Source organism: Niallia sp. NCCP-28, assembly GCF_023168165.1.
Classification (GTDB): Bacteria; Bacillota; Bacilli; order Bacillales; family Cytobacillaceae; genus Niallia.
Genome location: NZ_BQYJ01000013.1, coordinates 56,549 through 73,982, shown reverse-complemented (window position 1 = coordinate 73,982; position 17,434 = coordinate 56,549). Strand labels below are relative to the sequence as shown.

At 33.1% G+C, this 17,434-nt stretch carries 17 protein-coding genes and 2 pseudogenes; 8 read left to right on the top strand and 11 right to left on the bottom strand.

Annotated elements, in window-relative coordinates; translation table 11 throughout:
• Positions 1-2,127 (bottom strand): Ig-like domain-containing protein (locus NCCP28_RS21335; protein ID WP_248563238.1); only part of this gene is annotated, 2,127 nt, incomplete at its 3' end.
• Between the two features lie 235 nt (positions 2,128-2,362).
• On the opposite strand from NCCP28_RS21335, the gene NCCP28_RS21330 reads away from it, so the two are divergent.
• Positions 2,363-3,496, top strand: coding sequence for a Fic family protein (locus NCCP28_RS21330; RefSeq protein WP_248563237.1), 1,134 nt, complete (start codon positions 2,363-2,365; stop codon positions 3,494-3,496).
• A gap of 196 nt (positions 3,497-3,692) precedes the next feature.
• Here NCCP28_RS21330 and NCCP28_RS21325 read toward each other — a convergent pair whose 3' ends face one another.
• The 4 genes from NCCP28_RS21325 to NCCP28_RS21310 form a co-directional block, all read right to left on the bottom strand.
• Complete coding sequence (locus NCCP28_RS21325) at positions 3,693-4,448, bottom strand: undecaprenyl pyrophosphate synthase (RefSeq protein WP_248563236.1); 756 nt, start codon at positions 4,446-4,448, stop codon at positions 3,693-3,695.
• 48 nt (positions 4,449-4,496) lie between these two features.
• Positions 4,497-4,748, bottom strand: a complete 252-nt coding sequence (locus NCCP28_RS21320; RefSeq protein WP_248563235.1) for a hypothetical protein — start codon at positions 4,746-4,748, stop codon at positions 4,497-4,499.
• A 169-nt stretch (positions 4,749-4,917) separates the two neighbouring features.
• Positions 4,918-5,136, bottom strand: a complete 219-nt coding sequence (locus NCCP28_RS21315) for a helix-turn-helix domain-containing protein (protein ID WP_248563234.1) — start codon at positions 5,134-5,136, stop codon at positions 4,918-4,920.
• Between the two features lie 10 nt (positions 5,137-5,146).
• Complete coding sequence (locus NCCP28_RS21310) at positions 5,147-5,623, bottom strand: DUF2975 domain-containing protein (RefSeq protein WP_248563233.1); 477 nt, start codon at positions 5,621-5,623, stop codon at positions 5,147-5,149.
• 236 nt (positions 5,624-5,859) lie between these two features.
• On the opposite strand from NCCP28_RS21310, the pseudogene NCCP28_RS23925 reads away from it, so the two are divergent.
• The 5 genes and pseudogenes from NCCP28_RS23925 to NCCP28_RS21295 form a co-directional block, all read left to right on the top strand.
• Positions 5,860-6,027 (top strand): annotated as a pseudogene (locus tag NCCP28_RS23925) (competence protein ComK); the annotation flags it as partial.
• A gap of 1 nt (position 6,028) precedes the next feature.
• On the top strand, positions 6,029-6,265 hold the full coding sequence (locus NCCP28_RS23920; protein WP_375709440.1) for a competence protein ComK: 237 nt from the start codon (positions 6,029-6,031) through the stop codon (positions 6,263-6,265).
• A gap of 425 nt (positions 6,266-6,690) precedes the next feature.
• Positions 6,691-8,634: an ABC transporter ATP-binding protein/permease gene (locus tag NCCP28_RS21305; protein WP_248563232.1), complete on the top strand. Its 1,944-nt coding sequence runs from the start codon at positions 6,691-6,693 to the stop codon at positions 8,632-8,634.
• A 25-nt stretch (positions 8,635-8,659) separates the two neighbouring features.
• A complete protein-coding gene (locus tag NCCP28_RS21300; protein WP_248563231.1) occupies positions 8,660-8,830 on the top strand; it encodes a hypothetical protein in 171 nt (56 codons plus the stop codon).
• Positions 8,831-9,147: 317 nt separating this feature from the next.
• Positions 9,148-9,570 (top strand): DUF1801 domain-containing protein, encoded by a 423-nt coding sequence (locus NCCP28_RS21295; protein ID WP_248563230.1) that lies wholly within the window; start codon positions 9,148-9,150, stop codon positions 9,568-9,570.
• A gap of 535 nt (positions 9,571-10,105) precedes the next feature.
• Here the strand turns inward: NCCP28_RS21295 and NCCP28_RS21290 are convergent.
• The 4 genes and pseudogenes from NCCP28_RS21290 to NCCP28_RS21275 form a co-directional block, all read right to left on the bottom strand.
• Complete coding sequence (locus NCCP28_RS21290) at positions 10,106-10,348, bottom strand: hypothetical protein (RefSeq protein WP_248563240.1); 243 nt, start codon at positions 10,346-10,348, stop codon at positions 10,106-10,108.
• Positions 10,349-10,419: 71 nt separating this feature from the next.
• On the bottom strand, positions 10,420-10,710 hold the full coding sequence (locus NCCP28_RS21285; protein ID WP_248563229.1) for a hypothetical protein: 291 nt from the start codon (positions 10,708-10,710) through the stop codon (positions 10,420-10,422).
• Positions 10,711-11,328: 618 nt separating this feature from the next.
• Positions 11,329-11,538, bottom strand: a pseudogene (locus NCCP28_RS21280) (DUF6366 family protein); the annotation flags it as partial.
• A gap of 100 nt (positions 11,539-11,638) precedes the next feature.
• Positions 11,639-12,076, bottom strand: coding sequence for an SMI1/KNR4 family protein (locus NCCP28_RS21275; RefSeq protein WP_248563228.1), 438 nt, complete (start codon positions 12,074-12,076; stop codon positions 11,639-11,641).
• 266 nt (positions 12,077-12,342) lie between these two features.
• On the opposite strand from NCCP28_RS21275, the gene NCCP28_RS21270 reads away from it, so the two are divergent.
• Both NCCP28_RS21270 and NCCP28_RS21265 read left to right on the top strand, forming a co-directional pair.
• The gene (locus NCCP28_RS21270; protein WP_248563227.1) at positions 12,343-12,609 is read left to right on the top strand and encodes a helix-turn-helix domain-containing protein; all 267 of its coding nucleotides are present in this window, start codon (positions 12,343-12,345) and stop codon (positions 12,607-12,609) included.
• A gap of 196 nt (positions 12,610-12,805) precedes the next feature.
• The gene (locus tag NCCP28_RS21265; RefSeq protein ID WP_248563226.1) at positions 12,806-13,279 is read left to right on the top strand and encodes a competence protein ComK; all 474 of its coding nucleotides are present in this window, start codon (positions 12,806-12,808) and stop codon (positions 13,277-13,279) included.
• A gap of 1,185 nt (positions 13,280-14,464) precedes the next feature.
• On the opposite strand, the gene NCCP28_RS21255 is transcribed toward NCCP28_RS21265, so the two are convergent.
• Both NCCP28_RS21255 and NCCP28_RS21250 read right to left on the bottom strand, forming a co-directional pair.
• Positions 14,465-15,757 (bottom strand): cellulase family glycosylhydrolase, encoded by a 1,293-nt coding sequence (locus NCCP28_RS21255; protein WP_248563225.1) that lies wholly within the window; start codon positions 15,755-15,757, stop codon positions 14,465-14,467.
• 200 nt (positions 15,758-15,957) lie between these two features.
• On the bottom strand, positions 15,958-17,370 hold the full coding sequence (locus tag NCCP28_RS21250) for an O-antigen ligase family protein (protein WP_248563224.1): 1,413 nt from the start codon (positions 17,368-17,370) through the stop codon (positions 15,958-15,960).
• Between the last annotated feature and the right edge of the window lie 64 nt (positions 17,371-17,434).

Below are 17,434 nucleotides of genomic sequence, written 5' to 3'. Positions count from 1 at the left end.
GACACTGTTGACTTTCGATAATACTGGAGCAGTTTTATCCTTAACTGTAATAATTGCTTCTTTACTTTTCACTCCGCTTTTTTCTGCATAAACCACTAGCTTCGTGCCAGCTGCTTGTCGAGGAATAGAAACAGTAAAGGAACCGTTAAAGTTTGAATAACCTGTACCTAATATAGCTCCCTTTTTAGTAACCACAATAGCAGTATCCTTATCAGCCTTTCCTTTAACCGAAATATCTGAGTCTCCTACTTCATTGACTTTAGGTGTTGCTGGCTGTTTCGTTGTTGTCTCTTCCTTTTTTGTTAAAAGTGTATACGTAATGTTTTGACCTTTATTTGCAGGTACACTAAAGTCGCTTTTTGACTGAATCTTTTTAACGATTGCTCCGCCGCCCCGCAAATACTTGTAACTGCCACTATAGATTTTCTCCTTAATCGAATCAAAGGAAGGGTTTCCTTTAAATCCATAAGGCCCTGAGTCTTCTTTTAATATTAGTGCTGCCCTGAAATTTGTCATAAATTTTCCAAATGTTAGGCTGGAATTATTATATTTTTTGATGACATCCTGTACAGCAAGATAATTTGTGTTTTTGTTATTAATGATTTCTTTAAAAATCCGATCTCCTTGTCCTGCTTGCTCTTTTAAATATTGCATAAATAAATAAGACAAAGAATAATTCGCCAGCGTGTCCCCATAATAATCCCAATAAAGAAGGGAGTGGCCATTTGCAATATTTGTATCACTGTTATAATAATCGATTCTGCTTTGCAGTGCTTTCCCTGAATAAATTTGTTCTGCGGCCATCGCTAGCCCTTCATCCATCCAGATATCCATATCTGACTTTCCTTGCACAAATACTTTTTGATTATAATTAATCATATGCTCAAACTCATGGGCAAGCGTAGAGTACGCTGCTGAAACGTCTTTTGATGAGTACATTCCCATTAGCGGATATGTATCAATATAAAATATTTCTGAGCGATTGGATGTAGAAAAAGCATACAGATCCTGGGGAGAAAAATATCCTGCTATATATCCGCCGCTTCCACTAAAGCCGTCTTGGATATCATATGTTAGAATATTGACCTTTCCATCTCCATTGACATCTGATTCATTGCCGAAACTGGCTACATCCGCTGTATAAATTTTATTATCAAATTCTTTCCCTAATTGCTCTGCCTGCTGTTTCGAAATTTTATTATCATGAACCCACACATTCGCATGTTTGCCACTGTAAAGCAGGATTGCATTTAACTGATAATCTGCATTTGTTTCCACATTTGTTACCCAGAAGCTTTTGCTTGCGCCAACTTGATAGCTTCCTTGAACAGATCTCATATTTTTGTTGATCTTTTTACTGCCGCTTTCCTTTGGATCAAAAGGTTTTACAAAATCCATTTTGTAAGCTTCTTGGCTAATTTTCTTATTAAAGCTATATTCATCATTATTTATTTGAAAAGAACCTGTATCTTCGAAATCATATTGATCAGAGGACTCATTGCTGATTAACTCAAAGTAAGGAGCATCAGTGGAACCAGATGATCCTTTATAAAAAGGATTAGCTACTTTAAAATAAGTCACATCAGAATAATACTCATCATAAAGGCTGCTAGATGTGCCAATGCGCATATAAATATAAGGATCATTTTCATATAGTGATTTATCAAGTGTAATCCCTAGTGATACATTTCCTGTAAACCAGCCCATATAATTAGTGGAAGTGCCTAAATAGGATATTTCCCCGCTGCTTCCAGTATAAAAATTCACATCCAAATAAGGATCTTTATAATAATCATTGTTTTCAATCCCCAGAGAAACTTTCATTTGCGATTCAGAGTACTCTGTAGTAGTGGAATAAGTAAGTTTATGTTTACTTCCTACACTATCAATCAAGGAGTCTATAAATTGCCCTTTATTGATTAATGGATAATCATTAGGATTACGATAATCTTGGCTATTCTTTTTGTCTTTGCGAAGATTTTCCTGTTCTGTAATGCTCGATTGAATCCTTCCATTTTTTATGGATGATTTCTTAATCGGATTGTCGCTTGCCAAAACATTAGATGATAATCCCAAAAATAATAGCAGCGACATAAATAAAGATAAAAACTTCCCGCTTTTTCTCATAAGTTCCCCTCTCTTCCCCTCCCTATTATACTTTCATTATCCATATATTTCTATATAAATAGGAATAAAGACTTATAAAAAGTGCCAGGCACCTCTTTATGAACAACTGTCCTTTTAGGGTGCCTGACACTAGTCTAAATAAGATATATTTTTGTATCCAATGCCTTTAAAAAGTGTATAATGGATATATTAAGTTCATATTTTTAGAAAATGAACGTAAGGGGGAGGATCTAAGGTGGCTCCTATTCAAGGTATCAAAAAATTACCTATTAGTATTAAAACAGATCAAGCAGCTGAAATTTTTATGAAGTTGGCTAATGTTTCATCTGAAATTAGTCGTTTAGATGAAAAATTTAAACATTCTATTCTTAGAAGTGATTTAATCAATACTCTCGCCTTAAAGGAATCTGTTCAATCTACAAGGATTGAAGGCACACAGGTTACTTTTACGGATATGGTTAATGAAAGTCATAAATCGGAACAAAAAAAGGAACACATAGAAGTTCTAAATTATAGAAGGGCCTTATATCTTGGTCAAGAAAGGATTAGAAACGGTTATCCATTAACAACTCGCCTGATATTAGACCTGCATAATGTATTAATGGAAGGGGCTAGAGGTGCAAATTCAGTCCGTGGTGAGTTTCGGAAAGTTCCGAATTGGATTGGACCTACTAAACGGTTTGAAGATGCGGTATATTTGCCGGTCTCTGCAAGTAAAATAGAAAATTACCTGATTAATTGGGAGACATTTGCTAATAAGCACCCTTATGGAGAAAAGATGGATACAAGTCACTTAAATGGAGGAGAGTTCATTTTAGATGAAAATATCCACCCATTATTAAAGGTTGCTATCCTTCACGCTCAATTTGAATCCATTCATCCATTTCTAGATGGCAATGGTCGTTTAGGGAGAATTATAATAGCACTTTATATGATGCAATCAGCACAACTATCCAGTCCAATATTCTTTGTTAGTGAGGAATTAGCGAAACAACGAGCTAAGTATTACCACTTACTTAATGAGACTCGTGGTAAAAATCCAAAGTGGTATAATTGGTTGAATTTTTTCTTGGATGCTTCCCAGCGCATGGCTGAAAAGCTGAATGTGTTATTAGATCAATCGGAACAAATAGCAGGAGCAGGTTTGCAAAAATGTGAAGGGCATACAGAACGTCAAGTATATCTATTGACATTTAGATACCCAAACATTACAGCTGTACAGGCGGCGGAACATGCTAGAGTCTCGTCTACAACAGCGAGAAGAACATTGAACACATTAGCTGAAAAAGAATTATTATTTAAAGACCCAGCACAAAAAAGAAACGTTGAATACTTCAACTATGATGTACTGGATTTGTTTGATAGGTAACCAAAAGGCTCTTGCTTATAAGCAGGAGCCTTTTCATACTGTTAAAAAATAAAATTATCTAAAGCGATGGAGGTCAGGCGCACTACCCTAATTAAAAATGTGCGCTTGGCTTTTTAAAAAATTTCCAGAATTATAGTATGATATTTATTGCTTATGCTTAAAGTATCTGCTTCGTTAGCAAAAGAAGCAGATGTTCTTATATTCCGCCATACCTTCTTTTTCGCTGACTGTATTCTTCCAATGCATGCAGAAATTCCTTCTCTGAGAAATCCGGCCACAGTACATCGGTAAACCAGAATTCCGTGTACGCCAGCTGCCAAAGCAGGAAATTACTCAAACGTTTTTCCCCTCCCGTTCGAATAAGCAGGTCAGGATCTTTTATACCAGCTGTATACAGGTATCCTGAAAATTGCTGTTCATCCAATTCATCCAGTGACAATTTCGCATTGCTTATATCCGTAATTATCCCTTTCATAGCATTCAGAATCTCGTGCCTGCTTCCATAGTTGAGTGCAAGATTCAGCTGAAGACCATCATTATCACGAGTACGGTCAATTGCATACTGTATGGCTTCACGTGTATACGCTGGAAGACTTTCCATATCACCGATTGCCTCAATGCGTACATTATTGGATAGAAGATCTGGCAGATAAATAGACAGAAATTCCTTAGGAAGTCTCAATATAAATTCTATCTCGGGCTTTGGACGCTTCCAGTTTTCGGTGGAAAACGTATAAAGTGTCAGAACCTTTACCTTGCATTTAACTGCTGCCCTGACAATTTTTGCGACAGCAGATATCCCCTCTTTATGGCCAACAGTTCTAGGCATGCCCCGCTTTCGAGCCCAGCGTCCGTTTCCGTCCATAATAATGGCTATATGTTCTGGTATATTATCTTCCGGATAATGAAAGGATTTTTCCAATTGTTTGTTATTTAAAAAGGGCATTTTCATTAATGGTTTTCTCCTCCCGAAGTATTTTTATTCTTTTCCGCATTCAGTTCAAGACTGCAGATAAAGATATTGAACACAGCATAATGTCAGAATAGTATTCAAGTGTCTTTTTATAATTCCAGAATCGCTTTTTTCCTTCTGTACTGCAGGTTCTGATGTTAGTCTGAACATCATGCCCCAGTTTAAATGGACTAACATATACTCTCGTAGGGATTTCCCTTCTAAACTTGCTTTAACATCGCTGCTATTAGAAATCCTGCAAATACTAATCATAGCGAGCAATGTACTCACTTTTCCCAAATGAAGCCCCCCTGTAACGGCTTGTTTGAATATTTTCAAGTTCCAAAGAGCGCTTCAATATTTAGGGGTTCCATCCAAAAAAGTCCGCAGAGCACACAAGAAAGGATAAATGGCATATGGCAACAAGTGATTTATGCCTCCCATTTTTTTGAATATAGATAAATCCTGCTTATTCGATATCTTCATCACTTCGATATTCTAAGATATCTCCAGGCTGGCATTCCAAGGCCTTGCAAATCGCCTCTAATGTTGATAATCGAACCGCCTTTGCTTTTCCATTTTTCAATATAGAAAGATTGGCCATCGTGATTCCGACCCTCTCCGAAAGTTCCGTCACACTCATTTTCCTTTTCGCCAGCATTACATCAATGTTGATAATAATTCCCATTTTATTCACCTCAGACCGTTAAATCATTTTCTGATTTTATATCGATCGCTTCTTGTAAAAGCCTTTGAAGAACAGCAGCAAAAACTGCGATAATCATTGACGCAAAGATTGGGACCATTCCAATTATAACGAGACCTGGGGCGTCATCTAGATCTGCTAAGAAATAAACGAAAGGCATAACCAGCATATATATAACAATGATTGTGATTGCACATTTTTTTATATTGTTTAAAGCCTTTACAGATATTTCTGAGAAAGCCTTATTCCTGTCAATATACCCCAAAAGCTTAAAAGCCTGATACAATGCCACGTAAAACGGTATTGTTGACACATATAGACCTATTACAATTGGATATAGTATATAGGCATAATCTGGGTTGACTGGATTCTTAGCCAACCAAGGCAATCCCAATATGCCTAAAACAAGAACTGGAATTCCAATAAAAATAACAGCTAGCTTTAAAAAAAGTGTCGTTCCTTGTTTCATAAAAAGCACCTCTCTTATTTATCGTCTTTTTGAAATTTAACATACATTTTATCGTTTTACAATAAATTATTATTAATTACTATTTCATTTTTATTGTTAATATGATTAGTCATGTTTTTTGACAAAAATAAAAAGCATTCGTCATTACAAAGAAATCCTTTTTAATGCTTAAAACTATTCCATTAATAATTCAATAAAAGTGTCAGGCACCTCTTATAAACAAATGTCCTTTTAGGGTGCCTGACACTATACTCCGAAAACTATTCATTAAACAAACTCCACTGCAACTAATCCAGCAAGCAGCACTAAAAGGCGGCTCTGACGATAACGGCAGAAGGAAATCCATTATCTATTTAACCGGGATAAAAAAGAAAATTCCCATCCCCCTTTACCCGCAAAAAAAACATCTATGCTTTTCCGACCCATTCCCCAAATCATCTAAACTGCCACTGGATTTTCTTCCAGCAAATAGAATCCCTTCAAAAACTGCCTGCTTCCATAAACTCCACCGGCTCGACAAAAGTCCTCTTTAAAAATGGACAAGAGCTCTTGCTCACGGAATCCCTTTACACAATAGAAAAACAAATGTATCGGACATGGATTTGTGTGAAAGCGTTGGAGGGGGAAGCTATAAAATTATAACAAGGTTAGAAATTTCCTTAAGGGGCCCGATTCCCTAATTCCAATTTTCTTCCTACCTTTTAATTGCTCATCCTGTGTTCTGCTAAAGACAATCGCTTCCCATAATGCTTGCTTCTTCTGTTATTTGCGGTTCTTCCCTAAAATCCGCTATAGTGCGGACCAGACGGATGACTTTAAAATGAGAAGGAAGTTTCCAAGAAAAAATTTATTAAACTTTTTGGGATATTTAATATTGTATTTGTTTTTATTTCCATTATCATAGAAATTATTGGTATTTATTACTATTCTGGTAGATTAGATGGACTATTTAAATACATAGCATTAACTATTGAGGTATTAATGTATTCTTTGACATTAATCTTCTTTAGTAGATTTTTATATAAAGTTATGAAACAACGCAGGGATTATTTAAGGAGTAAAGCAGAATGATTTCATTAAGAAATGTAAGAAAAGATTATCAATTGGATAACCAACGAATTGAAGTTCTAAAAAATATTAATTTAGATTTAGATTTGGGACAACTCACTTGTTTATTAGGTGAATCTGGATGTGGAAAGTCCACTTTATTGAACATTATCGGAGGTATCGACTCCTTTACTGAAGGGACATACATTTTTGATAAAAAAGATGTTCGTCATTTTAAAGAGAAAGAGTGGTCCTATTTTCGAAGGAAAAAAATTGGATTTGTTTTTCAAAACTTCAATTTAATTTCTCATCTAAGCGCATTAGAAAACATAGAGATGAGTTTAATATTAGAAGGAAAATCTAAAAAAGACCGTAGAAAACGAGCTTTAGAGCTATTATCGATTGTCGGAATGAATAATCGAGCTAATCATCTTCCTAACCAATTGAGTGGAGGACAAAAACAGCGTATAGCTATTGCGAGAGCACTTGCAAATGATCCAGATATCATTCTTGCTGATGAGCCTACAGGTGCACTTGACTCCGATAACTCTGTACAAATTATGGAGTTATTAAAGGAAATTGCTCGCAAAGGAAAGATTGTATTAGTTGTTACTCACTCTCGTGAATTGATTCAGTATGCTGATAGAGTAATTGAAATGCGTGATGGTGAAATCGTAAACAGCAATAATCAAGATTCTTTAAAAGAGTATATGCAAGAACACTCTAATCAAAAAAAGAAAAATAAGTTTCCAAAAGGCAAAAGAATCAACTGGTCGACAACATTAAAACTTGCTTTTAGAAATATAAGAAATAAAAAGTGGCGCAATATATTGACGGCTGTTGGTGCTTCTATTGGCATTTTTGGCATTGCCATTATTGGTGCTTTAGGAAATGGAATAAATGAAAAGATATCAACAACAGTAGATGATAATATAGCCAATGCATCAGTTGATGCTGCTAAAGGTAGTGGCGAGCTACTTGTGAATAAAGATTACACTACTTTAAAAAACTTAGAAAATGCAAAAGAGATATATCCTTATAATGCTTATTCAGCTAGCATCAGAACTAAAGACGATAAGAAAACATCTGTTTCAGCTGAAAGTTTAGTCCCTGATAAATATAAGAGTATATACGGAAAGAAATACATTAAAAACGGCTACTATCCAGCTACAAATAAAAATGAAATTGTCATACCAGAACGTACAGCAATAGAGCTTTTTGGAACGGCAAAAAAGGCTATTGGAGAAGAAGTAGCAGTGACGGCGCAATTAATGTCTTTGGATGATATGTATCCAACTGAGCAGATAGAAGTTAAAATTTCAGGTGTTTTAAGAAATGAATCCATTCCATTACTTGATACTACAGGTTTATCCTATAGTGTTTCTGAGCAGCTAATGAACGGTATAGAAGAAACAAAGGGAAAATCATTAGCTTATACAATCATTCCAACATCAACAAATAAAATGAACGACTTGAAAAAGGCTATTGAATCGGAAGGCTTTAACGCTCAAACAGAAGGAGAAAGTAGCAGTGAGCTGCAAAATTACGTTACACTAGCTAGTGTTGCATTAGGATTGTTATCTGCAATCTCCTTAGTAGTTTCATCATTGATGATAGGAATTGTTTTATATGTAAGTGTAGTAGAAAGAACAAGAGAAATTGGAATCTTAAAGGCAATTGGCGCCTTCCGCTCGGATATAAAAAGAATTTTCGTAACAGAAGGATTAGTAATTGGATTACTAGGCGGAATAATTGGAACTATCGGTGCTTTTGGTGTTGGAAAAATAGCTAATATCATAATGGAGGATTTTATGAACAAACAGAACCTTCAACTATTCCAATATGATTGGACTCAGTTACTTGTCATTATACTGTTTAGTTCTCTATTGGGAGTGACGGCTTCCTTTATACCAGCTTCTAAAGCCTCCAAACAAACAGCCCTAGAAGCATTAAGATACGAATAATCTACTAATATATGGAGAGATTAAGATGAATACAAAATGGTTAAATATAGCTTTTATATTAGTTGTTGCAGCAGCTATTGTTTATAAACTAATCAATAATCAAAGTTTTAGTACCATAAGTTTAACAATTGCATTATTTTTAATATTAACAAATATAGTGGCCCTTTTTAGAAAAAATCCGACTCGCGAAACATAAGATTATTATCTAGCAGTTGTTTTGAAATAAAAGTGTCAGGCACCTCTTATAAACAAATGTCCTTTTAGGGTGCCTGACACTTTACTCCTCTATCAATGTCCTTCCACAAAGGAAAATCCCCCACTTTGTCCTTATGAAGGGGCTGACCCCAATTTTATAGAACTTAAAAAATGCTAAAGTCAGTTAAAAGGCACTAGGCGCACTAGTCCAAACTGGTTATTCTTTTTTGCAGGAAATTGGATTTGTATTCTAGAATGTAATAATGATGACAATAATGTAAACAAGTATTTAATCAGAGAATAGGAGAGAGCGCATATATGTATGAACCGAAGATGAAAGAAACCGACAATAGTGTAATTGAATTTATTGAAAGTATGGAAAATGAGAAGAAGAAAGCAGATGCCTATCAGTTATTAGAAATTTTTGAAGAGGTAACTGGTTATGACGCAAAAATGTGGGGTCCTAGTATTATTGGCTTTGGTAGCTATCACTATAAGTATGCATCAGGACATGAAGGGGATGCGCCTTTAGTGGGTTTTTCACCAAGAAAGGCAAAAATTAGTCTTTATTTGGCCTACGAAAGTGCGGAAAGAGAAAAATTATTAGAAAGCTTTGGTAAACACACGAAAAGCAAGGCTTGTATTTATGTTAATAAATTAGCTGATATCGATACCATTGTATTAAAGGATCTAATTAAACATACAGTAGAAACATATCAGAGTCTTTATCCGAACGAATAAAGTTATCGCTATTGTTCTAAATCCATGTCCTACTGACTTTTTGCAACTGTAATTGCTTGTTTTCCACCTGTATCCATGCCTCTCGAAAATCGTTTATAGGTGCTTTTTTCACTCCAACAGTCATAGGGTCGCTAAAATAGATATAGTTTTCACCATAACCGGTAACTAAAACTGAGTGTTCCTTCTTTGTGATATCTATAGCACCTTGTTGTGTATGCCATGTTTGAAAATAAGAGCTATCTAACTTTTGGCACATTGTGTTTGTGATCACCAAACAGGACGATTTTGATTAACGTGATGTAAAATCTCATCGAAAGTGCCGCCAGTGAAATCTAATACGTCCTCTCCTAAATACTCCTTAGCAAGTTCTGTAATCGGTCCATGATAACCTCTAAACCTGGGTTATTAAAAGGACTAGTGTGCCTATCCCCCTTTGCATTAAAGTATCACCGTAGCGGGGGGCAGGCTCCAGAATTACTTTTATAAAGAACAAATCCCCCATTTTGCCCTTATGAAGGGGCTGACCCCAATTTCCTTAATCAAGGACAGTGGTCACCCATACTTTATAAATAAATGAATTCTTTAGTATCTTTTTTTCTGTATGAACTATGAAATGAGGAACTGAACCTAAGAAAAATGCAAGGGCATAAGCAATTTTATAGTCAGGAGTTATATACCCACTAATAGTTCTCCCATATATTTCATTTGAAATGGAGTCCGCCCATGCTTCAGATTCTCTTAATGTATCAAAAACAACATCTTCTTTTTTCCATTTTATCTCCATATTGTGATCACCCCATTAATGGATTATTTTTTCCTCATGACTCTCTATTGATATTGTAAAACTATTTAATTAGTGACTTTACATGTTTGGTATCGATAAGCTGTTTTCCCAAGGGTTGAACCAGTTATATACCAACTAAGACTAACTATATCACCTTTTCCAAGTGATTTTTTAGAACCCTTAATGGTTTGATAATTCTTTAAGCTACCATAAAAATTATATAAAGATCCTTCTGAATGAGCTTGGTAAGGCGGATTTATAGCTGTACCATTTACTGTTGCAGAAGGCATAGTAACTACTACAATTGGACCAAGATGTGCTTTAGCCGAAGAGGTTAAATTAAATCCCCACATCAAAGATCTTAAGTCACCTGAAAGTTTTGCGACTTGCATAGGTATTGTTGCAACACTATGAGAAAAACTTGGTTGCAGCTAGGAGGACCAAATAGACTAGAAATCTCAGCATTAATGTTATTTGACGGCATATCAGTTTCAGAGTCTAATAAATCACCACCTCGATAATTGCCTTGTGCATTTACTGGACTAATTGTAGTAAATGCACACGATGTAAATAATGTTAAAATTGCGAAAATTCTCCTCATAAAACATCACTCTTTTTAATTTTTATTTCAATAATATATATTAAACATAATTTTCCTCTTTTCTTTCGTAATATTCAAACAATAATAAAGTTAAATCGTGTGCCTTTCTTCCGGTTCATTAAAGTATCACCGTAGCGGGGGTCATCTTCAGAATTGTTATCCTTATGAAGGACTGTTCCTAATTCTGCTAAATTTACCCATCCAATTCCATTGATCCTACCAATCTTCGAATAACTGTATTTTAAAATTAAGAAAGGTCGCTTATGGCAGTGTATTTTTTGAATTAAAAATAAGCCGCAATATACATGAGTTGCATAAAATCTTGTATATTCTGGCTTATTAATTATGATTGCTTTTTTTACTAAAGCTTCCGTTAGTTTAAGAAAATTGAAGCAATTATAAATCCTATTATGATTACAAGCATAAGTATCCCCGTACCTTTCCAACCTAAACTACCTACTAAATCTGCAAGACCGCCACTGTTTGCTCTATTAAAAGTATCGTTCATATTCCCCGTTGGATTGTTTTTTAATTCTTTATGTCTTAATCTCTCTCTTTTTTGACCAGGAGTTTCTTTGTTATCTTACACTTAAACACCCCCTATAAATTAATCCATCATTCCATGAACTCAAGCACCCTTCACTTTAAGTGTAATTCTTCACAAATTCCTTTTTTCCAACCAACTAAACACCAATGTTACCAGTAATCCAACCTTCAATAAAATGTTTTAATGAAGCTGCTACCCAGGTTCGACTATCATCCTCGTGATTCCAAACATAAATATCTTTTTTTTCAATGGTCCCGTTTTTTAATATTGCATAACAAAATAAATCGCCATTACCTGCGTCTGAAAAAAAGAATAGATTATCAAATGGCATATAAATATCTCTATAATCTTCAAAATTTCTAAAAAATAGATTGTCTTTAATAATTTGGGGAGTTGACCAAATCAAAGGACAATTCCAGTTGTCGAATATACCATTTGTTTCATTAAATAAGGCGGCTAATTCTTCTGGTAATACAATATTTAATTCTTTTTGAATTTGAGTAATCTCAAACTTTGTTGCAGGATCTTTAAAGTGATGTTCCTTCGAAATAGAATTTACATATTCTTTCCACATTTCATTCCCACCTAAATTTTGGATGAATATGTTTTAAATTCAATTTCTATTTATAAAACTCCTTCTTTAACTATCCCAAATAGTACAATAAGAACAGTTATAAAATAAAAGTGTCAGGCACCTCTTATGAACAAATGTCCCTTTAGGGTGCCTGACACTATATATTTAAATATTTTTATAACAAATACCATTTAATGTAAAAATCATTCCTATAGATTGTGTACCTCTTTTTTTCTGCATTAGATAATGAGAAAAAAAGAGGCATAATGATGGATAAGAAGGATGCAAATTATTGTCGTTTAGTAGGAATGCGCCTTCGAGCGGCTCGAATGGAACATAATTGGTCAAGAGAAGAACTAGAGTATAGATCTGGCGTATCGTATAACCATATCGGAAAGATTGAACGCGGAGAAGCTCATCCTAAATTAAAAACCTTTCATTTACTTCTCAAAGCGTTAGGCATTAACTCCAATCAATTCCTTCAATCGGTTGAAAAGGAATTAAATGAGCAATTCCCTATAAAAGAAAAATAGTAAGTTCAGCAACTACTTTTTTATAGGGAAATAACCCGTTTCATTTGCTCATGATTTCACATATTCAACTAATCCAAATTTCTATTCTTACTTCTACATCTAGAAAAATCTGTGTTTTAAACAACAAAACTCTCCTTCAGCATCCGATTCTTATGCTATCAAATTATCTCGAAAATCCCCGTAAAGGAGCTCATTAATGACAACAACTATTATTCTTCCAACTTACAAAATCAACAAACAAACACTAGCTTTACTGCCAGCATACCACACCGACTACCAAACAATCGTAATCGAAGAAGACAGAACCCTCTATGTAAAAACCCCTCCATTCGAACTAATTAAATTAGCGGCAAAATTTGGAGGTGCAGAATACAACGGACGTCGCAGGGCCATGACCTTCCTAACAGGTTTTCAAAAGAAAATCCCCATTCCCATTGACCCACTAAAAGACATCTATGCCTTCCCTACTACCTCCCCAAGCCAACAAGACTGCTGCTGGATCTTCTTCCGCCATGTTAATGAAATAAAACCAGCCAAAGGCAACCATCGCTCTGTCATCCTGTTCAAAAACGGCTTTGAATTAAAACGAAAAGAATCCCATTATATATTAGACAAACAAATGTACCGCACTTGGCAATGCAAAAAGGCACTACAAGAAGAGATGGAATAGAAGGTATCAAAACAAAGTATCATAAGATATCAGAATATTCTTTTTCAAGATATGGAAATAAAAGTGTCAGGCACCTCTTATAAACAAATGTCCTTTTAGGGTGCCTAACACTTTACTCCTCAATTCCATCAATTACTGTCAACATTTCTCTTTGCATCAAGTATCTGTATTTAATATCGTAAACATCTAAATTAGGTAAGGTAATTTTTCGGTAATATAAGGCGTCACATAAAGATACATTTAGAGAAAAGTTTCCTTCTGCGTATCTATATATGTCCCAGACGGTGTAATTTCAATGTTATAGTCAAAAAAACGGTCCGTATTAAAACGAAAAAAATTGAATTTATCTGAAAATTTATCGATAAGATAATCACTAGTTAAGTCTATTTTATTGGTTATAATTAGAATTTTTTTCAAGATAAAAAATCTCCTTAATAGTAACATAGTAGTATTTCTTCTTGAAAACAATTATAGCAAATTTAAAGAGTCAGTTAAAAATTATGTATATATATTCTTTAAAAAATGCGAAGAAACACTAAAACTATTAAAATATGTTTAGAAACGTATCGAAAACTTCTTTTTATGTGTAAACCCAAATTATAAAAAATAAGCGCAACTCCTGGTATGCATCACGAATAACCGTATATCCAGCCCTCATAGCTACTCTAATTTTACCGTTTTATTTCTGGATCCACTTCATTTCCTTCTTCATCATATGTAGTGAAGATATGGCTAGTATGCCTGTCCTCCAGTGCATTAAAATATTACCGTAGCAGGGGGCAGGCTCCAGAATTCTTCGTCAACTAGTTTCATTAATTCATCCATAGCACAACCTCACCCATAATCCTTTATTGGTTTGAGTATAACAGTAAATCCCTAATTCAACCAATTTTAGAAAGAAATACTTTTTCTCACAAAGTACATTTGTATAGATTTCGCTTTTTACACTTTCTACTCGTTTTCCTTTTACACTTCTGCTGAAACAGCGGAGGAGCTTCCTAGACTCCTTCGAGAAGCAGAGCAAGTATCGTGGACTTATCTAGAACTTCTTGAAGCAATCACTCATTTTGAGTTGAATAAAAGAAAAGAAAAAAGTATAGAAAGACGAATGAAGTGGGCTAGATTTCCTTATCACAAGACTTTTGTAACTGCTAAAGTAAAATTGACATTAACTATCACTTAACTTTAATCGCATAGTATAACTTTTATAGTATCAGTTAATTGAATTAGATTACTTTTTATTTTTTCCTTTTTTCCAGATGAATCAAGGTGAATAACATTTCCATATACCTTTTTAGAAAAAGTAAAGTTATGCTTATCACTAGTTGTCCATGCTACATATGCTAATTTCCCATCCTTATTTTTAAATAGAAGAACATAATCATCTTTGTTTGTATTTGGTAATCTTTTAATAAAGTGAAACTCTCCCAAAATGTCCTTTAAAAGACGTAAACTTATAGCAACAGGTTTTTCTGTAATACCGTCATCCCTAATTAATCCAAAATTGTCTTCTACTAGCATCTCGTTATGCCCTCGGTCTTCATACATAAAAAGATTAGTAATATATACACCTGATAATATATCAACCATTACCATACGTGGATAAAATTTTGCTTGTGTATCTAAATCTACAACAGCCTGGTTACCTTGTCCATTCCAATTTAATGGAGTTGAATATCCCCATTCTCCATTTAACAATTGAATATTTCTATTCGTATATATAGAAATCAACGCTTTTAAACTTGCATATCCACTTATTACACTTTCGGGATTTTCTTTTCGATAAGGATGAATCGCTATAGCATCAACATAATCCAATATTCCCTTTTCAAATAATGATTGTAAAAAATTCAAATCAATTTTTGAAATAGAAGGTGCTACTATAGTTGCCGTTGGATCAATTGCTTTTATTTCTTTACTAGTTCTCTTTATTAAATCTGCTAAATCTGTAGAAACATTTGTCTGTGGATTCCAATATTGTGAGGAATTAGCCTCATTAAAAATTTCATAAATATTACCCTGGCCTTTATATCTATATGCACTTGCCTTAGCATAGTTAATAAATCCCTGTTTAGCATCTTCTGTTGAAATAGCCGCAAAGTGGTTACTACTATTTGTATATAATACATTTGAGTATCCCAGTATATACCATGGTTTTACTCCATTAGCAATTAATCTAGCGTTATAAGAATCAAATTTAGTAAAATCATATATTCCTTTTGTCTTTTCTATATGGTGCCAATATAAAGATTCTCTTGCTATATTTGTATAATTTTTTAGTTTGCTAACATCAACATCTTGATTGTAATTATCCGTTGTTACTGATATTCTTTCATTTAAATTCCTTTCATCCTGATTTTGTTTTTTATAAATTATATCGTTTTCCTCTTTCTCTTTAAACATAGATATTAATATTGCAATTAATACTGCAATTAATACTGCAATTAATATTGTAATATTAATTGGCTTTCTCTTCATAAAATAAGAGCCTCCATTATATTATCTCAAAATTAAATTTCATTAGTTAGTATAAAGCTTCATAATCTATTTACAGATATAGAAAATTTGAAAAATTACAAAAAATAATTAATTATTCGAAATACTCAACCTATGGTATTAGAATTCCTATAAAATTTCATAAGTTATTCTAATACCATTTCATTCAAAAACTTTAAAAATTATTCATTGTATTTTTCCTTGAGAAGTTGACGTAGTACTATAAAAAAGAAAAAAAGAATTAAATACATACTTGAGTACCATAGATAAAAGGAACATAACGAGATAATAATTGCAAAAGAAATATAGTACTTTAATGCATCCCTTATTGTAATTATAAACTTATATTCCTCAGGATCTATAAAGAACACTTTCTCACTAAGATCCTTATAAAACTTTAACAACCTATATACATAAATAGTTATAATTAGCACACTTACGGTTCCAAATTCAGATAAAATGCCAAAGAATAAGTTTAATATAGGATAACTATGACGCTCATTCAACCACATCATGAACTCATTATTTTGAGTTGCCCAGTAAGGAACATTTTTAAATAAATAGTAGCTATGAAAATTCCAACCTGTTCCTAAAACAATATTTTGGAAATATGTTTTGATTAAAGCCAATGTCCCTCCTGCTCTGTTAGCAGAAGAATCACCTGCTTTATTAAATAAAAAAGAATTAAGAATTTCATAAACATAGCTATTAGTCATATACATAAAATAACTAAATGCGCCAAAAATTAATAACACATAAAATATTATTAATTTCCTCTTAAGTGGTAAAATCAACCAAAGAGATATTATAATTATTCCAATTGCAAGTATCCCAGTAGTAGTTTTGGCGAAAAATAGAATAATTATTATTAACAGTAAAATTATATAAAGAAACAAATAACTATATTTTATTTTGGGTAAGAAGATATTATTTTTATTTTTAATTGAAGACAATAAAAAGGGTACAAATATTATTAAAAGTTGACTTGCTAAATAACCAGCCTCACTATTAAACCCATTGAGTCTTTTTAAAGTTTGCACATAACTACCTAGAGCATAATACTCTATATTTCCAAAATTCTTTTCTTCAAGGTAAATACCCATAAAATTAACTGCATTAGAAAACACATTAGGAAAAAATAGATATAGTAGTTGAATATAGGAAACCATTAATAAAAGAAATAAAGTGATAACATATCCGCTCAAAAATTTGTTTATATCGCTTTTGTTTTTAATAGTCATTCTAACAACTAAATAATGTCCAAAAATCACCAACGTTAAAATAATTAAATTAAAATAGTTCTTAGTTAGGTTGAGATTTAATATACTCTCACCAATTCTTAAATAGCTTAATGACATGGCAATATATTGTAAACATAGTATAAAAATTGTAAAGAATATAACTTTTTTGCTAAGTAAACCTTTTAATTTAATATATCCACCAAAAAAAATTGATACTATAACAAAAATTATATAAATATATATTGGTATTTTACTAAAATAATAATTACTACCCAAATATCTTAAGAAAGATGTACTTTCTAGAGTAAAAATTAATTTTATTAATAAAGAAATAGGTAATAAAAAAGAAGACATAACAATACCTCTAAATTTTTTTTGTATTCAAATTAATAAATACATTATATTTAATTACTTCAAC